Annotated in this window: 17 protein-coding genes and 5 pseudogenes; 8 read left to right on the plus strand and 14 right to left on the minus strand. The window is 36.2% G+C overall.

The features are described 5' to 3' along the window. Nucleotides 1-95: 95 nt before the first annotated feature. From ACRX5O_RS19850 to ACRX5O_RS19865, 4 genes are all read right to left on the minus strand, one after another. Nucleotides 96-962, minus strand: a complete 867-nt coding sequence (locus tag ACRX5O_RS19850; RefSeq protein WP_433907560.1) for a peptidylprolyl isomerase — start codon at nt 960-962, stop codon at nt 96-98. Nucleotides 963-1047: 85 nt separating this feature from the next. Next, on the minus strand, nt 1048-2841 hold the full coding sequence (locus ACRX5O_RS19855) for a glycoside hydrolase family 66 protein (RefSeq protein WP_433907561.1): 1794 nt from the start codon (nt 2839-2841) through the stop codon (nt 1048-1050). 198 nt (nt 2842-3039) lie between these two features. Continuing rightward, nucleotides 3040-3885, minus strand: coding sequence for a hypothetical protein (locus ACRX5O_RS19860; RefSeq protein WP_433907562.1), 846 nt, complete (start codon nt 3883-3885; stop codon nt 3040-3042). Nucleotides 3886-4137: 252 nt separating this feature from the next. Beyond that, nucleotides 4138-6681 (minus strand): glycoside hydrolase family 31 protein, encoded by a 2544-nt coding sequence (locus ACRX5O_RS19865; RefSeq protein ID WP_433907563.1) that lies wholly within the window; start codon nt 6679-6681, stop codon nt 4138-4140. Nucleotides 6682-7475: 794 nt separating this feature from the next. On the opposite strand from ACRX5O_RS19865, the gene ACRX5O_RS19870 reads away from it, so the two are divergent. The 4 genes and pseudogenes from ACRX5O_RS19870 to ACRX5O_RS19885 form a co-directional block, all read left to right on the plus strand. Then, nucleotides 7476-9269, plus strand: coding sequence for a sensor histidine kinase (locus ACRX5O_RS19870; protein WP_433907564.1), 1794 nt, complete (start codon nt 7476-7478; stop codon nt 9267-9269). An 18-nt stretch (nt 9270-9287) separates the two neighbouring features. Then, nucleotides 9288-10844 carry a response regulator transcription factor gene (locus ACRX5O_RS19875; RefSeq protein WP_433907565.1) on the plus strand — a complete coding sequence of 519 codons (1557 nt, stop codon included), beginning with the start codon at nt 9288-9290 and terminating at the stop codon, nt 10842-10844. Further along, complete coding sequence (locus ACRX5O_RS19880) at nt 10837-12129, plus strand: extracellular solute-binding protein (RefSeq protein WP_433907566.1); 1293 nt, start codon at nt 10837-10839, stop codon at nt 12127-12129. Before ACRX5O_RS19875 ends, ACRX5O_RS19880 begins: the two co-directional genes overlap by 8 nt. A 259-nt stretch (nt 12130-12388) precedes the next feature. Further along, nucleotides 12389-12502, plus strand: a pseudogene (locus ACRX5O_RS19885) (hypothetical protein); the annotation flags it as partial. A gap of 459 nt (nt 12503-12961) precedes the next feature. On the opposite strand, the gene ACRX5O_RS19890 reads toward ACRX5O_RS19885, so the two are convergent. The 4 genes and pseudogenes from ACRX5O_RS19890 to ACRX5O_RS19905 form a co-directional block, all read right to left on the minus strand. Then, complete coding sequence (locus tag ACRX5O_RS19890) at nt 12962-13459, minus strand: P-loop nucleotide/nucleoside kinase family protein (protein ID WP_433907567.1); 498 nt, start codon at nt 13457-13459, stop codon at nt 12962-12964. 140 nt (nt 13460-13599) lie between these two features. Next, nucleotides 13600-14046 carry a DinB family protein gene (locus ACRX5O_RS19895; RefSeq protein ID WP_433907622.1) on the minus strand — a complete coding sequence of 149 codons (447 nt, stop codon included), beginning with the start codon at nt 14044-14046 and terminating at the stop codon, nt 13600-13602. Nucleotides 14047-14121: 75 nt separating this feature from the next. Further along, nucleotides 14122-15081 (minus strand): annotated as a pseudogene (ltrA, locus tag ACRX5O_RS19900) (group II intron reverse transcriptase/maturase); the annotation flags it as partial. 498 nt (nt 15082-15579) lie between these two features. Further along, nucleotides 15580-16422, minus strand: a pseudogene (locus ACRX5O_RS19905) (reverse transcriptase domain-containing protein); the annotation flags it as partial. A 1263-nt stretch (nt 16423-17685) separates the two neighbouring features. Between ACRX5O_RS19905 and ACRX5O_RS19910 the strand changes: the two are divergent. Continuing rightward, the gene (locus tag ACRX5O_RS19910; RefSeq protein ID WP_433907568.1) at nt 17686-18132 is read left to right on the plus strand and encodes a hypothetical protein; all 447 of its coding nucleotides are present in this window, start codon (nt 17686-17688) and stop codon (nt 18130-18132) included. Further along, nucleotides 18133-18414, plus strand: a pseudogene (locus ACRX5O_RS19915) (IS1595 family transposase); the annotation flags it as partial. Between the two features lie 16 nt (nt 18415-18430). Here ACRX5O_RS19915 and ACRX5O_RS19920 read toward each other — a convergent pair. From ACRX5O_RS19920 to ACRX5O_RS19930, 3 genes are all read right to left on the minus strand, one after another. Continuing rightward, nucleotides 18431-18667, minus strand: a complete 237-nt coding sequence (locus ACRX5O_RS19920; RefSeq protein ID WP_433907569.1) for a hypothetical protein — start codon at nt 18665-18667, stop codon at nt 18431-18433. Nucleotides 18668-18739: 72 nt separating this feature from the next. Further along, complete coding sequence (locus ACRX5O_RS19925) at nt 18740-19210, minus strand: hypothetical protein (RefSeq protein WP_433907570.1); 471 nt, start codon at nt 19208-19210, stop codon at nt 18740-18742. Nucleotides 19211-19531: 321 nt separating this feature from the next. Further along, nucleotides 19532-19729, minus strand: a complete 198-nt coding sequence (locus ACRX5O_RS19930) for a VanZ family protein (protein WP_433907571.1) — start codon at nt 19727-19729, stop codon at nt 19532-19534. Nucleotides 19730-19780: 51 nt separating this feature from the next. On the opposite strand from ACRX5O_RS19930, the gene ACRX5O_RS19935 reads away from it, so the two are divergent. Next, nucleotides 19781-20098, plus strand: a complete 318-nt coding sequence (locus ACRX5O_RS19935) for a YozF family protein (protein WP_490885386.1) — start codon at nt 19781-19783, stop codon at nt 20096-20098. 641 nt (nt 20099-20739) lie between these two features. Continuing rightward, nucleotides 20740-21177 (plus strand): S1 domain-containing RNA-binding protein, encoded by a 438-nt coding sequence (locus ACRX5O_RS19940; protein WP_433907573.1) that lies wholly within the window; start codon nt 20740-20742, stop codon nt 21175-21177. A 750-nt stretch (nt 21178-21927) separates the two neighbouring features. Here ACRX5O_RS19940 and ACRX5O_RS19945 read toward each other — a convergent pair. From ACRX5O_RS19945 to ACRX5O_RS19955, 3 genes and pseudogenes are all read right to left on the minus strand, one after another. Then, on the minus strand, nt 21928-23625 hold the full coding sequence (locus ACRX5O_RS19945; protein WP_433907574.1) for a methyl-accepting chemotaxis protein: 1698 nt from the start codon (nt 23623-23625) through the stop codon (nt 21928-21930). Nucleotides 23626-23756: 131 nt separating this feature from the next. Beyond that, entirely contained in the window at nt 23757-23972 is a 216-nt protein-coding gene (locus ACRX5O_RS19950) for a hypothetical protein (RefSeq protein ID WP_433907575.1), read from the minus strand. A 15-nt stretch (nt 23973-23987) separates the two neighbouring features. After that, a pseudogene (locus ACRX5O_RS19955) lies at nt 23988-24069 on the minus strand (methylglyoxal synthase); the annotation flags it as partial.

Raw genomic sequence — 24069 nt, forward strand, 5'->3', positions numbered from 1 at the left:
CTCTTTAGCAGTAAAATTACTCATAAAAAACACCCCGTAAATGTTAGTTTGGTGTCTAACATTTACGGGGCAGTTCATTTGCATATGGTTTGCTTTTAGTTTATTCCGGCTTGTTGCGTCGTCTCTAATGCATCCTTTAACTCTTCATCTTTGATCGTAATGTCAGCTTCTTTTTGGAGGCTGGAAATGACTTCTTTCATTGGCTTCGCTTTTTTAAAGGCTAATTCTTTTTCAATCGCTTTTTTCTTGTCTTCAAACTTATTTGTTTTCTTATCCGTTACTTTAATGATGTGGTAGCCATATTCTGTTTTCATAGGGTCACTGACTTGATTCACATCTAGTGAAAATACAACTGAATCAAATTCAGCAACCATTCGCCCTTTTGTAAAAAATCCAATGTCACCACCTTTGTCTTTCGAGCTTGGATCAATGGAATATTGGCTTGTAAGTTTAGCAAAGTCCTCACCTTTATCAAGTCTCTCCTTCACTTCTTTCGCCGTTCTTTCATCCTTAACAAGAATGTGGCTTGCTTTGATTTCTTCTTTATACTTTTCCTCAAATTCTTTTTTCACTTCTTCGTCAGTTATCTTTACTCCATCAGTTGCTGCTTTTTCAGCCAATAACTCACGTTTAATATTCTTTTTAAAAACTTGCTCATCTGTCATTCCATTTTGCGCAAGAGCCTGATTTAATCCTTCCTCCCCGCCGAATTGTACCTTATACTCCTTGATTCTTTCATCAATTTCTTTTTCTGCCACTGTGTATTTTTTTTCAAGCACCATTGTCTCTACCATTTGTTGTAAAACCTGCTCACCAGCCTGAGCCTTTAATTCACTGTAAAATTCCTCTTTTGTTATTTCACCCGCTTTCGATTGAACAATTGTATCGGAAGCACTAAGGTTACAAGCCGAAAGGAAAAGAACTGCACCTGCTATGCTAAGGGAAACGATTATTTTTTTCATTTAAAACACTCCTTCTTGACAATATCTATCTATCATTAAGCTTAAATAATCATACTTTACTGAAATCAAGATAGTTGTAATCCATTTATTGTTCATACTCCATCACGACCATATCCCAATATTTAAGACTAGGAAGTGTAAAGATGACTTTGTTATTTTCTTGTTTAAAGTTTAAAGATAGAGGCACACCATTTTGTTTGTCGGGCGAAGCCATCCACATTTTTTTAATTGATTTAGTCTCTTTAAGCTGCACGGTTAACTGCTTACGGTTTTGAGGTTTGGCTTGCATTGCATGTGTATCACGCCATTCTAAGGTTGTAGCATCAAGCAAGTTAATAAAGTGAATGACTTTTTTATTATCTTTTTGTTTTGCGAAGCTCCATATTTTCCCCTTTTCGGGCTGTGAAGAGAAATGAACCCAATCAATTGAACCAATCCTGATCGGCACCTCTTTCAGGTTATCACGAAGCAGATTTTCATAAGCTACTAGAAAATCATAATAATGCATGAGCTTGGTTTGTAAGGATTTGCTCATCTTTAAATTTTCATGTGGAAAATATTCCTTTGACAGCATGTGTTCACCCAATTCCAAGTGAGAACCTCCCGATGCAAAAATCACACTGTTCGTTAATAATATACCTGGGATATTAAATTCCCCCTGCTGATTGGAAAACTCGTAATTCATATAGGCGGCTAAGATTGTGTTATGTCTCCCTTTTGAATAGTGATTATTTTCATCAATAATACGTTTTAAATCGCTATAATACTTATCTTGATCCCATACTTCTGTATACAAAAAATCGACAGGAGCGTCACCAAGCTGTTTTTGCCCATATTGGCTAACAGCATTCATCACAATCCGTTTATCAGGTATTTCTTTTTTGATATGTTCCATATAAGGTTTAAAAGATTCGTCGAGCCCCACGGAATTCCCATTATAGTCATATACATTTCCCCGCGGACCAAGTTGATCGATATGCCAGCCATCAAATGGAAGGTTCTCGTACACTATTTTTTGTTGATTAATTAAATACGATTGCCACTCATAATTAGCCGGATTGACAAGAAATACTGCACTTTTCCATTCCTCTGGTAATGGATGGTAATCATGTTGATTTTTTTGCTGATCTTTAAATAAGCGCCATTCTGTTTTGACCCCATCTTTTTCAGCTTCTGCAAAAGCACCGTATAAAAGGTTATATGACATTGTTTTCATGTTTCGTTTATGGGCTAACTCAATATATGATTTAATCGTCTGCAGAGAGGTTGGACGATTGGCAATGTCCTCCCAATGGACGGCAGACTCATTGTTTTCTAATTTAATTGGCTGATGGTGTTTATAATGCCAATCATAAAATTGCAATCCATTAATGTGAAAACGATTCATCCTGGAAATAACAGACTCCATGTCTTTGTTCGACATTTCTTGAAACTTTGACAGAAATCCATATCTCGGAAATTTAGACCAATCGCTTGAAACATCAACAGCAATTGTTTGCTGATCTTGTTTATTTTGAGTATCTAAATTTACACGAACTAAATATCCTCTGAAATCCTCTTTTGGAGGCTTCCATGTCCAATGTATTTCTTTTTTATCTGCCTCCACTTTTTGTTTAGAGATGACGTCATTTAAATGATAGTAGGTGATTTCTACCATTTCATCAGAATACTCTTCAGGTAATTTAGCTTTAAAATGTACGGTTTCATTCGGTTGATATGAAGCTTTATCAGTTGTTAGATGTTGTATAATGCTGTTGCTTTCTTCTATTATTTGCGGTTTCTTTTGAAAAAAGAGAGACTTTATTGCAAACACAGTGACGAATACTAGTAATATCATAGAAAACAAGATAATAATGATTGGTTTCTTTTTTGAAAGCATACAAACTAACTCCCCGTTACAAACAACTAGTGTCTTGATGGTACCCAAATCTCTTAGCCTGTTTGACTAAAGGATAAGGTTTTTATAAAAATATTGAATTAAGTTGAAACATACTTTCTTTTCAAGAAGCCTGACTAAATTCTAATTGAATATAGTCAGACCTCACCTTTATTAGTTAACTATCATTGGAGAATGTTATCATTCCGCTTTTGGACCATAATCGGCATCAATGATTTTATCCAGCGGGTGGCCGCATTTAGTTAAATTTTCTACTTCAGTACCTATATATAAATCTGTCTGAAAGTATCCATTCGGTAATTCAACTTGAACCGTATAGGTACCTGGCCCATATACATTTGTTACGTTATCAAAGCTAGTTTGCCCCTCATATGGCTTTCCGTCTTCTTGAGGTACTGTCCCTTTCGGATAAGAATAGCTTGTAAAACTAATCTCAATTGGGTCCATGCCTTCAGGGATCGTAAATGTTGCAGTTCCTTTATTCACACTGCTATTGAAAAATTGATCGAAAGGTCGCTGTGATTCAATCTCTTCCTTCAATCCAGCTTCATTATTTATCGTGATGGAACCGCTCCACAATTCTCCCTTTCCTGGATGTCCAACGCGCTGATAAGCTTTAAACATATAGTTCCCGTCTAAAAGCTCTTCTGGTGTATACGTTAATTCTTGTGTTTCACCAGATGGTAACGCTTTAACAACGCCAGAGTAAACCACCTTACCATCTTTAGGATTACCATTCTCCGACCAGTAAACCTCGTATACTACTTCCCCCTGCATGGCTTGTGAGTCCTGACCATTTTTTATCGTTGCTGAAATGCCATTGCACGTTACATATTCAGAGATAAATGATAATGAGCTTTTATCCCATGAAGATTTATTTTGTTTAGACCCATTCTGGTAGCTGACTTTTTCAGCTTGTTCATTCTTTATTGAAGCAGCAAATATTGTATGTACAGGTTGTATAAATGAAATTGACAGCAATGCTGCAGTTATAATACCAGCAGATAGTTTAATAAGCTTTTTCACATGACATCCTCATTTCAAACAATCTTTTCGTTTTCCAATATTTTTATGAGATGACTAGTATATTCTTTTAATTAAGAAGAAGGTGACTCAATACGATCTAACTTAGTGTTATTGGTCACCCTCTTTTTCCTACTAAACTTTCAATCGTTTTTATCCCATTCTTACCGGGCAGTAAAACCCCGACCTAAAGATTCTAGTAAAGCAAAGATGATAGGTGGAGGATGAAGCCCCCACACTGATGGCAGTCACGCTTTATCGAATTTGAACTTCTTTCTTCTCATCAGCTGGGATGCTTACATAAAGAACTTTCGCTTCTGCATCATAGAAGAACGTATTTGTTTTACCTTGTGTTTCTGCAAGAGAACCAACCTCTTGATATTTGCTGTTTCCAGCTTGAATTCTCGATGGTTTTTCCGCATTGTTTAATTTCAATGTGTATTGCTCTAATTTTGATTCTCTGAAATTTTTCACTTCTCGTTTTTGTTTAAATGTAATTTTATTGCCCTTACGTTCTACTTCAAATGATGTTTCGTTGTATTCACCTTGTTTGTAGTCTTCTGTTGCTCCATCATCCTCGAAGAACGTATATGATGCGTTTTTGTCTAAATACGTATCAAGCACAAGGTTTGTTAAAGGTTTTTCACCTGTGTATTGCTGTACTTCACGAGTTGGAATCATTGAGTCCTTCTTCACGAAAATCGGTAAATGACCAAGCGGAGCATCTACAGTAAGAGTTTGTCCACCTTGATATTCTTCACCAGTCCAATAGTCTGTCCAGTTTACTCCCTGTGGTAAGTAAACGGTACGGGATGTTTGACCTTTCGTAATTACAGGTGCAAGCATCATAGAATCGCCGAACATGTACTGGTCACTAATATCATTTGTTTTTTCATCATGTTGGAATTGATAGACAAGCGGTTGATGTACCGGTTTACCACTGTCAGTTGCTTCCCTGAACTCATTGTATAAGTATGGAAGTAATTGATAGCGCAGTTCGATATACTTCTTGCTGATTTCTTCAACTTCCGGACCAAATGCCCATGGCTCTTGACCTTGTTTAATTTCAGATTTTGCATCACTATCATAATGGATACGTGAGAATGGATAGAAAGCTCCTACTTCCATCCAGCGAGCAAATAGCTCTGCGTCTGGTCGTTTAGCAAATCCACCAATATCAGTACCAACGAAGGATACACCTGATAGACCAATATTAGAGATCATCGGGATGGACATTTGCAAATGCTCCCAATTCGATTCGCTGTCACCAGTCCATAATGCAGCCCAACGCTGTGTGCCTGCATACATGTCACGTGTTAATACAAACGGACGAGTTCCAGGCTTGTGTATCTCAAATGCTTGGTGAGTAGCATCAGCTTCATCATGGCCGTATAAATTGTGATACTCCGTATGCATAATTTTGTTATCTTCTGTACCAAAATAAGCATCCAAAGGCAAGGTATGGTGCATCTTGTCATTGTCGATAAATACGGCAGGCTCATTCATATCATTCCAGATACCGTCAATTCCTTCATTGAATAAGGTATCGTGGTTTTTTGCCCACCAATTGCGAACTTCTTGTTTAGAGAAATCAGGGAAAGCAGAATCTCCAGGCCATACCGGACCGATGAACGGTGTTCCGTCTGCATTTTTCGCCCAATAATCATTCTGCGTACCTTCCTGATACATCCGATAGTTTTCATCTTGTTTTACGGCTGGATCGTTGATTGCGATCGCATGGAAGCCAGGCATTGATTTTAGTTGTTTTAACGCTTGTTTGTATTGTTCATTCCATGTAAAGACACGGTAGCCATCCATATAGTCAATATCAAAATGCATTGTGTCTAATGGGATTTGCTTTTCACGGTATGTTTCCGCAACTTTTACGATTTCATCTGCTTTATATTCCCATTTACTCTGGTGTAAGCCCAATGACCACTCTGGAGGAGCTTCCATTTTACCTGTTAAATCTGTATAACGGTCAAGGACATCGCCGATTTCCGGACCGTATGCAAAGTAATACGTTAACTTCCCGCCATTTGCATAGAAATAGTAGTAATCATCGGATTCAGTTGCCATTTCATAGTAGGACCGATGTGTATTGTCAAAGAAAATCCCGTATGCCTTTTTGTCTTTTAGACCAATGAAAAATGGGATTGTTGTATATACGTATTTTGAATCCTTCGTATAAGCGTATGCATCAGTGTTCCACATGCCGATGCTGTCGCCTCGTTTGTTTAATTCCAAGCCTGCTTGCTCACCAAAGCCATAAAAGTCTTCATTTTGATCTGTTTTCTTAAAGACATAAGGCTTTCCGTTTTCATATCCTGAAGTCTTATCTTGATTAACATAATCCTCATTGATCACATTTCCTTGCTTATCAAGGAAGCGTACACCAAATGGCTTCAACTTAATTTCAACCGTAAGTTCATCTGTTTCTAACGTATAAGTATCTTTGCTTTCCATTGCTTTAAATGCTGGAGTATCCCATTCAGATTCTTTTTTTGCAATTCCTCTTGATTCGAATTCTTTTTCACCTTTATTTAATACAGAAACTTTTACAAAATCTTTGTCAAATAATCGAATGTATGCATCATTTGATCCTAAGTCCAATTTGACACCGTTTGAAAGCTTCTCAACTCCTTGAACAGAAAGCTTTTGAAGTTTTTCCTGAGCTAAAGGTGTGTCTGCTTCAGGCTGTGTAACAGCTAGAGCACCTGGAGCTGCTGCAGATAAACAAATAGTAGCTGCAAGTGATGCACTGGAAATCATTTTTAAATATTTTTTCGGTAAGTTCATGTTTCCACCTCTAAATATAATTTTAAATTGCTAGTAAGATAACGCATTTGAACTTCTTTTTCTCATCAGATTGGATTCTACATTCATTTCATTGATCTAACCTTCTACGATAGTAAAATGATTTCAAATCTAGGACATCTTCATATCTACTTTTTTAGAACATCCCTCCATTCTCTGTTCATTTTTCAATCATGAACATCTTTTGATTCCCGGGTACACTACCAAGTTAGCAACTAGGAGAGTTCAGAACAATCGGTTAAAACTCCTACCTGGAATATAAATGGCTATTAAACCATCATAAAATGGTTTGAAAATTAATCGTTTAAAATGGGTTCAATTAGCGTAGATCTTGAATTGGAATAGCTTTACATTTTCTTTACATGCGAGAAGAAAACGTATAGTTCCGGGTTGAAAAAATGGGTATTTTTAGAAAATGGTAGACTATGAGTACTAAGGGACTTTTCTTTTTATAGCTTCCATTAGGGCTTGTCAATCTTTTATTTTTCGTTTATCACTTAAAATATGACGAATAACTCCACCTAATTTCCTAAATAAGGGTATAGTTGAAAATAATGGAAAACATTTTACTCGTTTTGCAGTTAATTTTGAGGGGGGTAAAATTTTACTATCTTTCCTCAAAATAAAACACCTCCACAACTGAAGATGGAGAAAAATGATATGTTAATAGGGGAATAACAGACAAGCAGGTGTTCTTTACCAAAACCTTCCTTGGTCAATCGCTCTCTGCACCCTTTACAATGATGAATAGTAAGAAACGAATAAGGCGGGGTTTCATGTTCCGAAAAAAATTTCTATATAGAAGATTTTCAACTAAAATCATCGTGGCCTTTCTGCTTGTGATTTTTATATCGACTTTATTTATCTCTTTATCTTTTTACTTGGAGTCTAATTCGATCCTAAAGAAAAACGTGCGGGAATCTACCGTTCAAATCACCAAACAGACGGCGGAGTCACTTTCTTTCATATTAAATGTTGGAATCGATACCTCTGATTTTATTAGCAGTGATCAGAACATCCAAAAAGCTGCATTAGAATTAGAAGGCAATTTAACTTTCAATCAGAGAAGAAATTCACAATATATAAATACATTGCTGAATAATTATGTCTATTCCAACTCCTTCGTCAAAATTGTTTATGTGCTGAAAGAGGAAGGCACCGGCTGGGGCAGCGGAACCTTCTCAGAAGCTAGACTTAAAAATATACGGTTATCAGACCAGGAATGGGTAAAGGAAGCCATACATAAGGATGGAGAATTGGTTTGGCAGGGGCTTCAGTATGACGATTTCAACGGGGGCGGAATTAATACGGACTTAATTCTTCCTGTCGGCAGGGTCCTGAAGGATTTTGACACGCTGAACAATATCGGACTAGTACAAGTTCATTTAGACGGGCGGTCAATTCTTAAAACAATTGAGCAAATAAAACTTGGGAAGACGGGAAAATTTTTCGTTGTTGATAAGAACGGAATGATCATGATTGATTCGAATTTAGACAGTATCAATAAGAAGGTAGAAAATCCTGATTTGTATCACTATATTGTTGGGAATGATGCTGTTGAATTCGAATTTGAAGTGAATAGCCTACCATATTACGGTGTCAAGCAGCCGCTTAGCAATGGCTGGATGCTAGTAAGTACTGTTCCGATCCATGAGATCAGTGGACAATTGGATCGGCTCCAATCCTGGATCATCGTTTCAGCCGGAGTATTTTCATTGCTTGCGATTGGGATTGGGCTTTTCATTGCCAGCCGAGTTACAAAGCCTATTAGACAACTGTCCGGGAGCATGCTTCAAGTTCAAAAAGGTGATTTAAAAGCTAGAGCGAATGTGGATTCCTCTGATGAGATCGGCTTTTTAAGTAAGCAATTTAATGAAATGCTTTTTGACATCGACAATTTAATGCAACAGGTGAAAACGGAGCAGAGTGAAAAGCATCATGCTGAGCTTCGGGCTGTTATGCACCGAGTTCATCCCCACTTTCTCTATAACACACTTAGCACCCTGCGCTGGCTGATTAATTCGAATCAAAACGAGCGCGCTTCACACGTGTTGTCCGCACTCACCCATCTGTTGGAGGCAAATATGGCCAAAAGCGGCAGCATCATTATGATTGAGGAGGAACTGGACATTATCCGGAAGTATTTGGTCATTTTGGAGCTTCGCTACGAAAAAACCTTCCATTTAGCGTTAGACATAGAACCAGGTACCGAAAAGCTCCTTATCCCCCGCATGCTGCTTCAGCCTGTAGTGGAAAATGCGATATTCCATGGTATCGTACCAAAGAATACAGACGGACGAATATCGATAAAGATTCATTTTGATGACGGGGATTTAGAATTCCTTATAACCGATGATGGCTTAGGCATTAGTGATGATAAGGTAAAGGTATTGAATAATCCGGAGAATGCTGTTGAAAAAGGAAAGATAGGAATCGGTTTACGTCATATCTTTGACACACTAAGGCTATATTACGGTCAAAGTTGGGATTGGTCGATTTCCAGCGGGTCAGACCAAGGAACTGCTGTGCGTATTCTATTAAAAAATTGGGAGCTGACACAAAAAAATTAATGCACCAGGAGGAACATTATGTTTAGAGTTCTTATTGTGGATGACGAGCCTGTTATCAGGAAAGGTATTACATCCTTTATTGATTGGGAAAAGGAAGGAATAATTGTTGATGATCAATACGCCAACGGTGCCGAAGCCCTTTCTGCACTTGAAAAACAACCGTATGATATTCTCATTACCGATATAAAAATGCCTCTGTTAGGAGGGATTGAACTTACGAAGAAAGCACTAGAGCTTTACCCATGGCTCAAAGTCATCCTGATCAGCAACTATAGTGACTTTGAATACGTTAAAGAAGGTCTTAAACTCGGCGCGGTCGATTATTTGTTAAAGCTAACTCTAAAAAAGGATGACCTTCTTGCTGTCCTCAGGCGCTGTATCACGATGCTGAAGGAAGAACGAAAAAAGGATTCTGAACTGAATCGCTATCAACAAGAGGCCGTCTATCTTGAAAGAAAACGTGTCGAACAGGAAATGAAAAAATTGATCGTGCAAGAGCAGCCCTCCTTTTCTTCAACCGAGTGGGCACCCTCATGGTTGGAACATTCGTACGCTTGTGTTTATCTTATGCTTGATGGTGCAGAGGAATTGAGGGAAAATCACGGCTTTCTCTATATGCAATTCTTATTAGAGGAATGGCAGAAAATGTTTTATAAGCAAATCGAGATTGGGACCGCAATGATTGTCGCTGAAAGCAGTTTGTTTCTCATCTTACCTGATCTTAATGGGGCAGAGCAACAGCAATTAATACAGTGGAAGCAGTTCATAGAAAAGGAATGGCACGTTTCAACATCGGCAGGTATCGTGAAAGAGCAAGGTATTAACAACTATTTTAAGGGATTTACAGACAGTTTTTCAGCCTGCCAAAGACGTTTTTTTGAAGGCCTTGGCGGATTTTATCATATGAATCGTTCAGAAAATATTAAAATTGATAAAAAAATCCATGATTGGTGGCCATTCTTCGATATGATCAGTAATGGAGATCCAACTTCATCCGCAATTGAATATGCACTTAAACTCTGGAACGGCGGTTCCCTGCCTTCAGAACAAGTAAAGCAGGAGGCTTGCAGTCTTCTCACGGGCACTTACCGATTGCTCGGAGCAGAAGAATCCATGCTCCCAGAGCTGCATGATTTGCTTTTCAAAGCGGAGACAATTGATCAAATGGTATCCATGCTGGTTTGCCAGCTAGAAGAAATCAGGACTACGTTTACACCAAAACTGATTGATCATGGATATGACGAGGAATTAATAAAAAAGGCACTGGAATACATTGCTGCCCATTATACCGAGAACATAACACTGCAGAGTGTTGCAGATATTGTGCATCTAAGTAAAAGTTATTTCAGTCTCTATTTCAAAAAACAAACAGGCCGAAATTTTGTCGATTATCTGATTGATCTGCGAATCAGGGAAGCGAAGCGCCTATTAGTGGAAAATGAAAATCGAATTTACGATGTAGCTGAAGCCGCCGGCTTTAAAGACGTAAAATATTTCAGTAAAGTGTTTAAAAAGGTAACCGGATTAACTCCAATGACCTACAGGGAAAAACACCAGGTGAGCAGGATTGGCTAGATTAAGAAAGGATGTTACCATTATGGGATGGAAGCTTGCAGCCTATTTATTTATTCTCGTATTGTTAGCAGGTTGTAAAAGTCAGTCTATGATTTCCGATCCAAAGCAGGTTCAATTGCTTCAAAATGATGAAAAAACAGTGATTACGTTTTGGCACACCTACAACGACAAAGAAACGGAGCTGTTAGAACAAGAGTTGATCCCTGCTTTTGAGCGTGAGCATCCGAACATGCGGGTCGAGTCGATCAACTTTGCTTTTAATAATGAATTAAAGAACACATTAATCGCACGTGCCTCATCAAACCGTGGCCCAGATGTGGTCCGACTTGATATCGCCTGGGTTCCTGAGTTTTCGCTTAAAGGACTTCTTATACCCTTAAACATGCTCCCGGGTTTTCAAGATATCCAAAGCAGATTTTCTCCTCATGCAATGGATGGAGGCTACTACAAAAAAAATTATTATTCTCTTCCACTTAATATTTACACGAAGACTGCGATCTTTAACCGTGAGCTTCTAAAACAAGCCGGTTTTTCAAATCCACCACGCACAATGGAAGAAGTGATTGAGATTGCTCATCAACATCGCTTTTCGATCGGACTCGGAGGATTGGAACCTTGGGATACGATTCCTTATATATACAGCCTTGGTGGGGCCATATCCGATAAGAATTTCAACAAAGCTTCCGGATATTTAAACAGTCAAGAAACCATCAATGCTGTGAACCAATTGACATCACTTTATAAAGAAGGACTAATTAATCTTCCTGATCAATCCGGTGATGACAAAAATTTTGAACGAGTAAAATCCGGAAATATCCTTATGACGGACGAAGGCCCTTGGTTCTACAGTCTATTAGATAAAGCAGAATTGAATCGTGCACAAAATCTGACCATTCCAGTACCGTTTCCACATGATAATGGCCCTGTATCGATTATTGGCGGCGAAAACCTCGTGATTATGAAGGGCAGTAAACAACCGGCTGCGGCATGGACTTTCATGAAATGGATGACAGACAAGAAGGCGCAGCTTCACATGGCGCAAACTGGATTGATGCCAACGAACCTTGAGGCAGCCAAAGCTATGAACATACCGAAAGATTCTTATCTTCAATTTTATAAGGTGGCAACGGAAAATGCTTTTTTATGGCCTAAAGTTAAGAACTGGAGTACAATCGACAAAGTTTACTGTGAATACTTGATAAAAATATTTGCAGGTGAATTGTCTGTTAAGGATGGTTTAGATCGTGCGGCAAGTGAAATAGACAAGCTATTAGTTGATTCGTGAAGCAAATAATTTTATTTAGTTCCTCTACAATTTTGATTCTAGCAGTAAAAAGAGCCGGAAAAGTTTCCGAAAATTTACACGAACTTTTCAAAAAAGGTTTTGATTTTATTTTTGGCAGCGGTAAAAAAAATAAGTTTCGTCAACCTCATTTATTATCAGATGTTTGAACTTAGTTTTAAGGCTTTTTGGTTGAGTTTATTTTTTTCTAATTGGGAAAAGTCACTGATATTTTCTGTAAAGGAAGAATAAAAAAAGGCATCACTGTTTTTATTCAGGTGTTTATCTGCATGAAGTTCATACAAAAGGCGAAAAATTGCTGAGAGGCTTTGATGATATCTACTTTTCTCCCCATCCACGCTATACTAATGTCTAGTAATTAATTAAACCCAGAAGCGTGCAGGATATTTAGAGACTTACAATAAGATTTTGTTTTACGAGGGGCGATTAGTGTTAATAGAAGTTTTGCCTAGTAATAAAACTAAACGAAAAACTCCTAACCCAAGGATACCAATAGGTTGAGGCATTATCTATTAAATATCTAAGTAGCGTTAAAAGGTTACATGCGATCAACTGATGTACTAAAAGTAGAATAGTTATATAGAATATAATTTAAAGCTGAGGAAAAAAAAGTGTTATCACAGAAGAAAAAGGATAGATGACCAGGATTACCTGTTCTCATCTATCCTTTTTTATAACCATTAACCTCATTTAGTAAACAAACATATTAAATGTTGTGAAACTAAAGCCCCCTATCGTAAGTGCAATTCTTCACAAATTTTTAATTATAAGGATAACCTGGAAATATTACTTTTACAGCATTTTTATTTACTTGTTATTCTTTTCCATCAAACTCTAAAATATTTAAACCCTCGGATGCCTCTGGCGCTTCAAAAAATTTAGTAACATGAATAAACACCGCTTCCGTGTCAAAAGCTGCTCTTTCGGGTTGTTCGTTACGCCTTTGTGCAATTTGACGTAAGCATTGCTCGTTATTTAGATTAAGGAAAATTAGTTGATGGCTTGCATTGACCTCTGACGTTATATCCAAAAACCACTTTCGCAGTTTTTGAGTGTTAGCTGGATAATCCATCACTACATCTGTACCGACACTTAATATGTTTTGGACATGCTTTTTCACCAACGGCTTGATCTGCGCTGAGAATTTTAGATAGTCCTCAAATGATGTGATCTGATTGGGATAAAGAGATGAAAGCCATTCATCCTCAGACAACATCACCGCATTTTTATCTATAGCAAATTGTTTTGATTTAGTTGATTTTCCTGCCCCCATTTTTCCACAGAAAAAGTATAGCGTCCCCAATTTTTTCATATTTTTTACCCCCGGGCTTATTTTAGTGGTTGTTGCCTTACATTTAAAATTAAAAATAACAGAAATGTTCGCTAAACAATAAGTAAACTCACTAAGCAGAGTCAATCATTTTTGGATCAGTGACCCTTTAACTAATAAGTTTATTTCTTTAATCTTTTAACTATCATTCTGATTTGCCCTCGATGGTTAAGTTCATCTTCAAAAACATGAAACCATTTATAAAGATTATTAGCTGGGCGATTCAAGAATGTACATGTCTCATACAACCACTCGTTATTTAAATCCTTAAAATTATTTAGAGTCGTTTCTCTTACAGATTGAAGCATTTCTAAATAAAATGATAAATCATTCCCCTTAATTGTGTTTCTGTCTTCACCTAGAAATAGGCTATCTTTCCATAACTGTGATTCCTCGTTAGATAACTCTATGTTCTCAAATGTATTAATTTGAAAGTAGTATTCCAATGCAGCAATATGACTTAGTAGCATACCAATTGAATTTGAGTCAGGTGTAGGAAGGTAATCAAGTTCTTCTTTAGATAAACCATTAACTGCGTTTATTGTAGTCACACGTGTGTAATGCATCATAGATACCAAAAATTGCAGTTTCCAGTCCCTCACTTTTTGCCGAATTGATTTCTTAGATTTATTACTGATAGCGGGAGTGAAATTCACAAAGTGCTTACCCCATCTATTCTTAGACAGCCTTGGTCTGAATGTATATCCTAGAAAATCAAACGCTATGTTCTCATGGTTCTCTTTTCTATCTGCATCCTTACAATACACAATTCTCGTTTTTGTTGGATGTAGTTCAAGTTTACATTCGTTCATCCTTTTGTTTAGGGATACTAGCAATTTATTTGCTTCTTCCTCCGTTTTGCAATGGATAACAGCGTCATCTGCATACCTAGCGAATGGATTATTTAAATGATTTATAGCCATCCATTTATCAAAAGTATAATGAAGGAATAGATTTGCCAGTACAGGGCTTATCACACCACCTTGCGGTGTACCCGATGTTCGCTCTTTAATTCCATCCTTTGTTTGAAAAGGTGCTTTCAGCCATCTCTTGATATATAGCTTTACCCATTCAACATTTGTATGCTTTTCGACTGCTTTCATTAATAAATCATGGTCAATGTTGTCAAACAGACCTTTAATATCGAACTCTAGAACCCAATTGTATCTCCAACATCTTTTTCGAGTAGTTTCTATTGCTTGAATTGCGCTTTTCCTAGGTCTATATCCATAAGAGTCTTCATGGAAGAATGGCTCAACCGTAGGTTCGAAATATAATTTCACTGTCATTTGGGCAATTCTATCGGCAACTGTTGGAATTCCTAATGTTCTAGTGCCTCCAGCTTTCTTAGGTATTTCTACTGCTTTTACGGCTGGAGGAAAATAACTCCCTGATGACATTCTATTCCATAGTTTGTACAAGTTATCTTTTAGGTTCAATTCGAATTCTTCAATTGATTCGTCATCAATTCCTGCTGACCCTCTATTTGCTTTTACTCTTACAAAGGCTTCATAAACAACCTTTTTAGATATTGCAAACGGCTTTGTTTTATTCATAAGTTCCTCCCAAGTGATGGTTGACCTGTGACTAAAACTGAATAACATAACCCCTTTACTCCATCCCCGTTAGGGGATTTCATCATTACTACAGGTTATTCCGCCCCTATACATGGCATTGGTACTCTGATTCTTGTGGTGCTTCCACTTGAATTTCTCCCTTGGCATCCATGTCGTAGGTTCCCACGTTCCACACCCAAGCCTGTATTAAGTTCACGCCGCCTTTGTACCGGTCACCGAACGGACAGTAAACAGGTTTCCTCCGAACTTATCCTGAGTTAACGACTCCCCCTCAGTTTTGATGACACCTATACGCTTTCGATACTTCTTCAGCGGTTCAATGGTTTTCGTCTCCTTAAAACATACCTGACAGAGTCTTGCCCTGCCTTTTCCCTAACGCTCAATACCATAGCTTTTGACCATAGCACCTTAGGGTGGTTTGCAATCTCCACCTGCATAGCGATTGCGAGAGGCCTACTCTCATCTTGAGTGCAGCACAGCTTCCTTGTGTGCTTACGCACACTTTGGTTGCTTTCGTGGCACACAATCGTCGGCGTATCTAACGATGTAACATTCTTTTAGGTTTGATTTTTTGAGTTCCCTTACTTTGCTTCCATTTCGTTTATATTCATGGTTGCTCTGAAATGTTTCCCACTGATTACTAATCCACCAATCTAGTTCATTTAGAACAATATTTGATAAGATCGGTGAAAGTATCCCCCCTTGCGGGGTGCCTTTGGTCGGTACGCCCTCTCCTTCAATCTCTGCTTTTAATATCTTTGAGATGACGGAGAGTAAAGATTTATCTTTTATTCCCATTGACCATATTTGTTTGAGTAACTTACCATGGTTCACGTTATCAAAAAATCCTTTTATGTCTACATCTATGCAATGATAAAGACCCACCATATTGATAAGCGACTCAAATCTCGCCTTCGCATGATGGGTACTTCTATTTGGTCTGAAGCCGTAACTATGTTTATGAAATTTTGCCTCACAAATGGGTTCTAAGACTTGTAAGATACATTGTTGTATAATCCTATCCCATATTGTCGGGATTCCTAATGGTCTAACTTTTCCATTTGCTTTAGGAATGAAAACACGACGAACACATTCTGGTTTGTATGATTGGAACATTTTTTGAATGTGTTCAATTACTTCTTCTACCGACAAATGTTTAATGTCATCAATGGTTAACTTATTTGTCCCTGCTGTTTTACTCCCCGTGTTTCTTTTGATGTTTCGATAAGCAAGACGTATATTTTCATTGGAATTAATCAGTTTCATTAAATCATAGAAATTTTGACCATCGACACTTTGATCATATAAATTGTCAAGATAATTTTGCATATCGTAATACTCATTGTGTCTCAGTTTCTTCCGTTTCAACAAGTCGGTGACTCCCTTGGGAGTTGAACCTCTTTTAGTCTCACAACAACCTTATTAACCGATAAAGAACTGTCTTACATGGTTGAATGATTCTTATTAGTCTAGTGGCTATCCCTCCAGATTGATTAGACCCTTCATTGGTACTGTACCACCACTTTCACTGATACAAAGAAAAGTTATACAGTAACTATTATCATTATTGCTTTCCTAATCACCGCTTCATTGAGAGTAAGCTCTCCACGTTATCAGCTTACAACGTTGAATTATATCTATTATAGAATGAACTTAGGTGCTTCATCTAAGCCTGTTAGCCGTTCATATGCCTGTAACATATCATGGACTTTCATATTAATTAGTTTTACTCATCCACTGCTAACCTAACATTAAGTGATATACACATTTCTATGTATTGGGCGTATAGACCTGTACATTCAGAAGTTCGTCAGCTTAACCTTTTCTTGTGGGTTTATTAGCATCCTCACCATATTCAATCAACTCAAGCACCATGAATTACACCACTCCATCAAGTAGGTTTTCGGCAGCCGAACTGCTACGGTAATTTCTCACGCCTTTTCGCCGAGCTTATAACACTATCATTCTTACTAAAATCAAATGCTATTCGACTAAGAGAGAACCCTTCAGGGCGTTACCCCCTCATTTGATTCTTCGATATAATCCTTCAGTTCCGATAGGAACTGTCTAGCCTTTACCTGAGTATTGTGACCAACCTCAATTTAAGCTAGAAACATTTCGCACGATCAATGCCCCCGTTACTTTCTGTAGTCCTTAATAAAGAAAAGTAGCTAAAATAACGCTTTTCAAGAATAAGAGAGTATCATTTTAGAGACGTGCACTTTATTTGGAGTGGCGGGCATGATAGCCTACTAGCTGAGCCAGAATCCTTAATACGTCTGGCTTCACGGCACATAATCATGCCCGTAGAGGCTCCGAGTAAAGTGACAAATTGCCTGAACTTACTACCATCAGAACGCCCGACAATATATAAAAATAACTTCGATAAGACTTATATGCTTTATAAAACTCTACACTACATTTAAGTACTTTATTTCACAATCTATTCTACACTTTAAATGTTTTTAAAGAAAAATAAATGATGTATTTACTTTATTTCATATTAGAAGAAAATTGTGTACTAATAATTCATTAGAATTATTGGTCACTAAATAGCAAACGTGTAATACATACAATCACCACATTTTGTTAATAATGTAATATATTGATGTATAAGGTGGTGTGAATATAATGTCCAATAAGCTGATTTTATGGTTACTATTAATTATTCCATGGTTAACATTATTTTTTATGAAAAAAGAGGGTATTAAAAGGTACATGCCAGTAACAATATTTACTGCATTATTAGTAACCATCGTCTATGAAATAGGATATACATATAAGTTGTGGCAAATCAAAGAAGCGATAGTGCCATGGGGATACATAACAAGTGTAAGCTTTGCGTACGGCGCATTTTTCATAACTACAATATGGATATTTTATTTTACATTTAGAAACTTTTGGTTATATCTTGCAACAAATATTGTTATTGATGCGTTTGGTGCTTGGGTGATACTTAAATTTGTTGAAGCAAGGAACTTGACTCACTTTACAATAAGTAGTTTAAATTTATTATTAATTTTCGTTACAATAGCCTTAATTGCTTTTGTTTTTGAAATATGGTATGAAAAAGTTTAAAAAATAAAAGGTTTACAACACGAAGCCATCAACGTAAGCAAAAAGCAGTACAAGAAGAAAGGTATTTACCATATCCAACACGTCAATGGCTATCACAAACGATTGAAAAAGTGGATGGATAGATTTCAAGGAGTGGCTACGAAGTATCTTGATAACTACCTATTTTGGTATCGTTTTTTGGAACTAAACAAGCAAATACCTTCTAAAGAAGTTGTTAAGAAAATGCTTTTAAGTTCTTGTCAGAGAGTAAATTTCACAACCATTGCTAAACTAAGGGCGTAAAAAAACTTGGTATAAATCAACCAAGTTTTTGTCGGTATTTGTATATATAAATTTTTTCGGCAATAAAACTTATCAACAAACCGATTACTAAGGGAACTAACGACCCTGTTGAAACAAAGAACCCGCTTGCATTATCTGTGTACTCGTATTGCAACATTAACCAAGGAATAGTAAACACATAACCAAGCAAGTAAAGTAAGGCTGTTGTCAGTGCAAACGACCCAAAAGTAACTATGAACCCCTTTAATTTCATTTAAAAACACCTCCTAATTAGATATTAACAAATTTTTCCTATTGTTAGTATAATATACAATTTTTTGATTTATTAGCAACAATCTTTTAGAAAAGAGCCTTTTTTATTTATACTTGTTAAGACAATATAACTAGCAATAATACCATTTATTGTTTCAAATGAAGTAGAAGCACTTCCACCAAAGTATCCCCCCATAGCATAAGAAGAGAAGGGTAAGTTTAGATCTAGTACCTCTGAATAATACAAGATTGGAACTATTGATAAATATATGAATGGTAAACCAACCACAATTAATTTAACCCAATCTAATTTCCACTTACCAGTCTTTGTGAAGGTTTTATATAAGTGAGGAGCTGCTAAGAAAACTCCAATAATAAGTGGGAATATTGATTTGGATAGATAGTATGGAAAAACCTCATAAGTCTCTTGACTGTTTAAATATAAGCTAGCTTGGAATTTTAATCCAAAAAATATTGTTAATACTAACAAAAACACATACCCTGTATAAAACAAAATTGAAATTGAATTCCTTTTATTCTCCATATTTACTCCCCTTTAACTTGTATCTGTTCTTGTTCAACAATCCTGCGCCTTTAGTACAAGAGCAAACCTCAGCTAGATGCTAGCAGAGGTTTGAGTATTTTTTATTTTTTTATAGCTTTTATTACGAAATAAATAATGGCTACAGTAATACCAGTAGATAACAATAACAGCAGCCAAGTTCCAATGACTCCTTCCAAAGTAACTCCTCCTTTAGAAGTGTTTACGAATCTATATGAAATAAGTTTCACCTATATGAACAAAATCGCTCCTATTGTTCATATAGGAACGTGTCCAATAGAAGATCTAAGGCAAACAAACATTTTATTTTAACGTGACGTTGCCTAGATTATTTTTCTTCTTAGAGCAAACAATTAAATATATAAGTTTAATTGGAAAATATCCGATTACCCCTCCAAGTGTATTTAAAATTAAATCATCCACATCAAAACTACCCAATTCGAATACAAGTTGTACAATTTCATAAGTTAAACTTAAACAAAAAGTAGCTATAATGATCAATGGTCAGTTCAAGTAGGTGTACCTGAAAAAGGAAAAGATTTAGGAAATCCAATTAAAGGAAAATTCAATATGTATTCTTTAAAAATTGACAAGTTTGGCAAGGATGTAGATACGGTCTATATTACTTTGTATAGAAATGAACCTAATTCAATAAGGAAATACGCTCTTCACGGTTGCCCTCCAGATTGGGATTGCAACAAAAATATATCTGAAAATGCTGTAGCTTTAGCTAAACAATTGAATAATGGAGCTTCTTATCAACACGCAAACTTTTTAATAGCTGAAAAAGCTACAGAATTAGAAGTTGAAATCATTTGGACAGAAGAAGGTAGACCTTTAAAGGAGACGTTTATTTTTACTAATAAATAACACAATCTATTCATAATACAGAAAGCAGGCGATTAAACTATCGGCTGTTTTTATTTGATCAATAATCGCTTCTAATTCAACAAATCTCCCTCAATAAACAAAGTGAAAACTCACGTTTTCTCCAGAATTCTCAGTATTTTATAGAATGTTATTTTTGAAGTTAATGCTCACTACTATGGTTGGATTTATCTCGTAAGGATAAATTTGTTGAAGAAAAAAGACTGACGGCTCATTAGCCACTTCTTACAAAAAGTGGTCGGTGATTCAAAATATAATTGTACTGGTAGATCTCCACATTTCTCATGGAGGTGTACCCTCCCATGTCTCACAGGGTCTAAGCCCCAAAATTCCTTCATTCAACCTTTCCGTGAGGTGGATGTCAGTCATGCTGCCCCATTATTCCAATAAGAAAAAGGTTCGTCTGCAGCGTTCCCTACAACTCTTGATATTTTTGCAAAAGAAATAGCCACCATTTATATAGCTACATCATTAACTGGAAAACTAATCCTTTACTAAGAAATGTGTTAGATGAGGAGGAATGTGAAAAGGTGGTAGGAAAATAACTTCAGTTGATATTATTTCACTCAATATTTTGTTATAATAAAGTGTTTTTAACAATATTGAGGGGGAAATTAATTTTTATGTCATTCGAAGTAGGAAGCAAGGTACAAGGTAAAGTAACAGGTATCACTAATTTCGGAGCTTTCGTAGAATTACCGGGAGACTCAACAGGTCTTGTGCATATCAGTGAGGTTGCAGATAGCTATGTAAAAGACGTTAATGACCATCTCAAAGTAGGCGACCTGATTGAAGTAAAAGTGATTAGTGAGAAAGACGCAAAAATTGCCTTGTCCATCAAAAAAGCTATAGATAGACCCGAAGGACAAACCTCTTCTTCTTATTCACAACGCCCTCCACGACAAGGAAGAGTTGAAAGCCGTTCAGTAGGCAATTTCAAACCCAAGGAAAATTCCGAAGATAAAATGGCTCGTTTTCTAAAAACTAGTGAAGAGAATTTGTCTACTCTCAAACGAAACACTGGAGCAAAGCAGGGTGGTAGAGGCGGGAGACGCGGATAACGTACTGCGATTATTAAAACTTCATAACATAAATAAAGGTAAGCATCTATAATAAACTGGCTTGCCTTCTTTAATGTATCTTTTATAGCTTTAGGTCATTAAATACATTCAAAAAACATCATCAAAGTTTAACAGGATTCTTCTTAAAAACGAAAAATCCTAAAATAGGGATTAGTACTTATTCATTTAACCTGAAAGATAGCCAATTTGAATAACCTAAAGCAGAATATATTAAATTCCAATTTTAACATACCCTCTGAATTTCTCACATGTTACTTATCTTGTAATACGATATACTACCATAAAATGTTTGACCTAATGATAACTTTCGTTATTTCCTTGCTGAATGTCATTTACAGTAAACTAAAAGAAGTTCTAACCTGCTTCTATGTTACATAAGAAAAATAGGCGCACTTTCAGTAAACCATTATGTTTATGATGGCCGATTAGTGTTAATAGAAGTTCTGTAACTTTATTAATTAGATAGGAATATGTACACGATGTGTGCACAAAAGTGTGCACAGACTTACATTATTATTTAATCGATTTTAATTGATTGACTAACTTTATACTAAAAACCTTGATATACCAGACTTAATTGTTTTTAATTGAACGTATTTTACTCAATTGTTCAATAGTTTTTCCTCTGGCAGAGTAGAGGCACGGGTTCGAACCCTCCCCTCCCCCAATTTTAAAATTATGAAGAAGAGGGTCAGCTTATTTTGTCGTAGCTGACCTGAAAATGGTATTTTAGATGATAAACTTATTGATTAAATATTTTAGATCGCTTGCTAAATTGTTCAAGTGTTTTGCACTCAATGCTACTTCTTCCATAGACTTACTTGACTGTTCCGAAGATGCTGATGTTTCCTCTATACCTGCAGCAGATTCCTCTGAGACATAGGCTATTTCCAATATAGATTGATTTATACATTCGCTATTTTCATAAATGTTACCAAGAGTACGTGAGATAGACTGAACTCCCAGATCCATGCCAGTTATAGATTCCTCTATTTCCTTGAAAGTTTCCCCTGTAACAACGATTTGATTTCTTCCACCTTCAACTTCTTTATATCCATTTTCTAATGTTGAGGTTACGATTTTTGTTTCATTTTGAATGTTATTTACAATTACAGTTATATCAATAACAGATACTGATACTTGTTCTGCTAATTTCCTTACTTCATCCGCAACCACTGCAAATCCCTTTCCATGATCACCTGCACGAGCCGCCTCAATTGCAGCGTTTAATGCTAATAAATTGGTTTGTTCAGCTATTGCTTTTATGACCCCCACTAGTTTGGCTACTTCTTGTGATTGCTTATCTAATCCTTTTACCTTTTGTACCGATTCTTTCACAATCTGATCGATTACTACCATTTGGTTAACAGATAAATCCATTAATTTACTACCCTTTTGTGTTAATTTGATGACTTGTTTAGAAGTTTTATAGATTTTTTCACCACTTCTATTTACATTTTTAATTTCGGTTGAGAATGTCCCCATTGATGTAGACAGTTCATTTGTAATATTTACTTGAGTCGCTGCACCAGCTGCAAGTTCCTGCATCGTAATAGCAACTTGATTACTTCCTTCCTTTACTTCAAAAGATGTTCGTGATAAATTAGAGCTTTGATTAGAAAGTTCTTTAGATACTACGTTGATATTATTAAGCATCTCCTGCAGACTTTTGTTTACCTGATTAGCTGAATTTATCAACATTCCAATCTCATCATGTGAACTAATTATTAACGGCTCATGACTCAAATCTCCATTTGCTATTAAATCCATTCGTTCTTTTAGTTGATTAATAGGGATTGCAATATTTCTTGGGACTACAATAGATAAAAAAATGAATTTTGCTAATAGTACGAAACCAAAAACAGTTGAATATAGTAAGGTTTCTTCCACTATCTTCAACGCATTAATCCCATTCTCTTTACTTTCTTCCCCTTTAGCTCTTGCTACATCAGTCATTTTACTAACAACATTAACAAGTAGGGGGTCAATTTCAGTAGTAAGTAGTTCTTTTGCTTCCTCAATATTTCCTTGCTCATAAGCAGTAAAGAATTTTTCTTCGACAAGTTGATAAATCAAATTGGTCTGCTCAGATACCTCAATTATTTCTGGGTTATCCACTTTCTCCAATAATACATTTTGAATAGTTAAATTTGGCTCCTTTAATCCTAAATAGATTTGTTTATATTTTTCTTCTCCTGTTAATAAGTAACCCCGAAGTTCTCCCTGTTGCTGAGTTAGGATTCCTAATACACTAAATTCTGACTCCATCACTTGTATATCTTGTTCGGATAATTCTCTTGTATGGTCTTCCATTCTATCTATTGAATAAATCAAGTAAAAACCAAAAGTCAATACCAACAGTATTATAATTAAATACGAAACCATCAACTTTGTCTTAATACTTTTAAACCTAAAGTAAATTATCATATTTTCACCCTATTCATGTTGTAACCTTTAAAATCTCTATCTGAGTTCCATCAACTAGTATAATGTCATCTAAGCACTTTATCTCAAAGTATCCATTTCGATAGTCATATATGATTTTACATTCTATTCCTTTATAAAGAACTTTCATTAATACTATCATCACATCCTGTTTCTTGAATCTTTGTCAACTTAACAATTTCTGGCCAAGTTAATTTTAATCTTCGACAAATGGTTGTACTATAAACTTGACCCTTTCTGTTTAACAGGTCATAATCCCTTTGTCTTGTTGAACCAATTCTTGTTAATTCTTTTTTTAAGTTTTCAATTGTTACCTCAGTTGTAGTCATTTTGTCACCTACAGCTTATAAATTATTTGTTTCTCTTACTTTTTCGTGGATAAGCTTTCGCCAAGCTAAATCTCCTCTTTTCAAACCATGTATTAAG

This window comes from Robertmurraya mesotrionivorans, assembly GCF_050971805.1.
Classification (GTDB): domain Bacteria; phylum Bacillota; class Bacilli; order Bacillales; family Cytobacillaceae; genus Robertmurraya_A.

Excerpts from the sequence above, each read along its gene's own strand:
- ACRX5O_RS19850 (WP_433907560.1), bottom strand. The coding sequence starts at position 962 with ATGAAAAAAATAATCGTTTCCCTTAGCATAGCAGGTGCAGTTCTTTTC.
- ACRX5O_RS19855 (WP_433907561.1), bottom strand. The coding sequence starts at position 2,841 with ATGCTTTCAAAAAAGAAACCAATCATTATTATCTTGTTTTCTATGATA.
- ACRX5O_RS19865 (WP_433907563.1), bottom strand. The coding sequence starts at position 6,681 with ATGAACTTACCGAAAAAATATTTAAAAATGATTTCCAGTGCATCACTT.
- ACRX5O_RS19870 (WP_433907564.1), top strand. The coding sequence starts at position 7,476 with ATGTTCCGAAAAAAATTTCTATATAGAAGATTTTCAACTAAAATCATC.
- ACRX5O_RS19875 (WP_433907565.1), top strand. The coding sequence starts at position 9,288 with ATGTTTAGAGTTCTTATTGTGGATGACGAGCCTGTTATCAGGAAAGGT.
- ACRX5O_RS19890 (WP_433907567.1), bottom strand. The coding sequence starts at position 13,459 with ATGAAAAAATTGGGGACGCTATACTTTTTCTGTGGAAAAATGGGGGCA.
- ACRX5O_RS19895 (WP_433907622.1), bottom strand. The coding sequence starts at position 14,046 with ATGATGCATTACACACGTGTGACTACAATAAACGCAGTTAATGGTTTA.
- ACRX5O_RS19910 (WP_433907568.1), top strand. The coding sequence starts at position 17,686 with ATGTCCAATAAGCTGATTTTATGGTTACTATTAATTATTCCATGGTTA.
- ACRX5O_RS19920 (WP_433907569.1), bottom strand. The coding sequence starts at position 18,667 with ATGAAATTAAAGGGGTTCATAGTTACTTTTGGGTCGTTTGCACTGACA.
- ACRX5O_RS19925 (WP_433907570.1), bottom strand. The coding sequence starts at position 19,210 with ATGGAGAATAAAAGGAATTCAATTTCAATTTTGTTTTATACAGGGTAT.
- ACRX5O_RS19940 (WP_433907573.1), top strand. The coding sequence starts at position 20,740 with ATGTCATTCGAAGTAGGAAGCAAGGTACAAGGTAAAGTAACAGGTATC.
- ACRX5O_RS19945 (WP_433907574.1), bottom strand. The coding sequence starts at position 23,625 with ATGATAATTTACTTTAGGTTTAAAAGTATTAAGACAAAGTTGATGGTT.
- ACRX5O_RS19950 (WP_433907575.1), bottom strand. The coding sequence starts at position 23,972 with ATGACTACAACTGAGGTAACAATTGAAAACTTAAAAAAAGAATTAACA.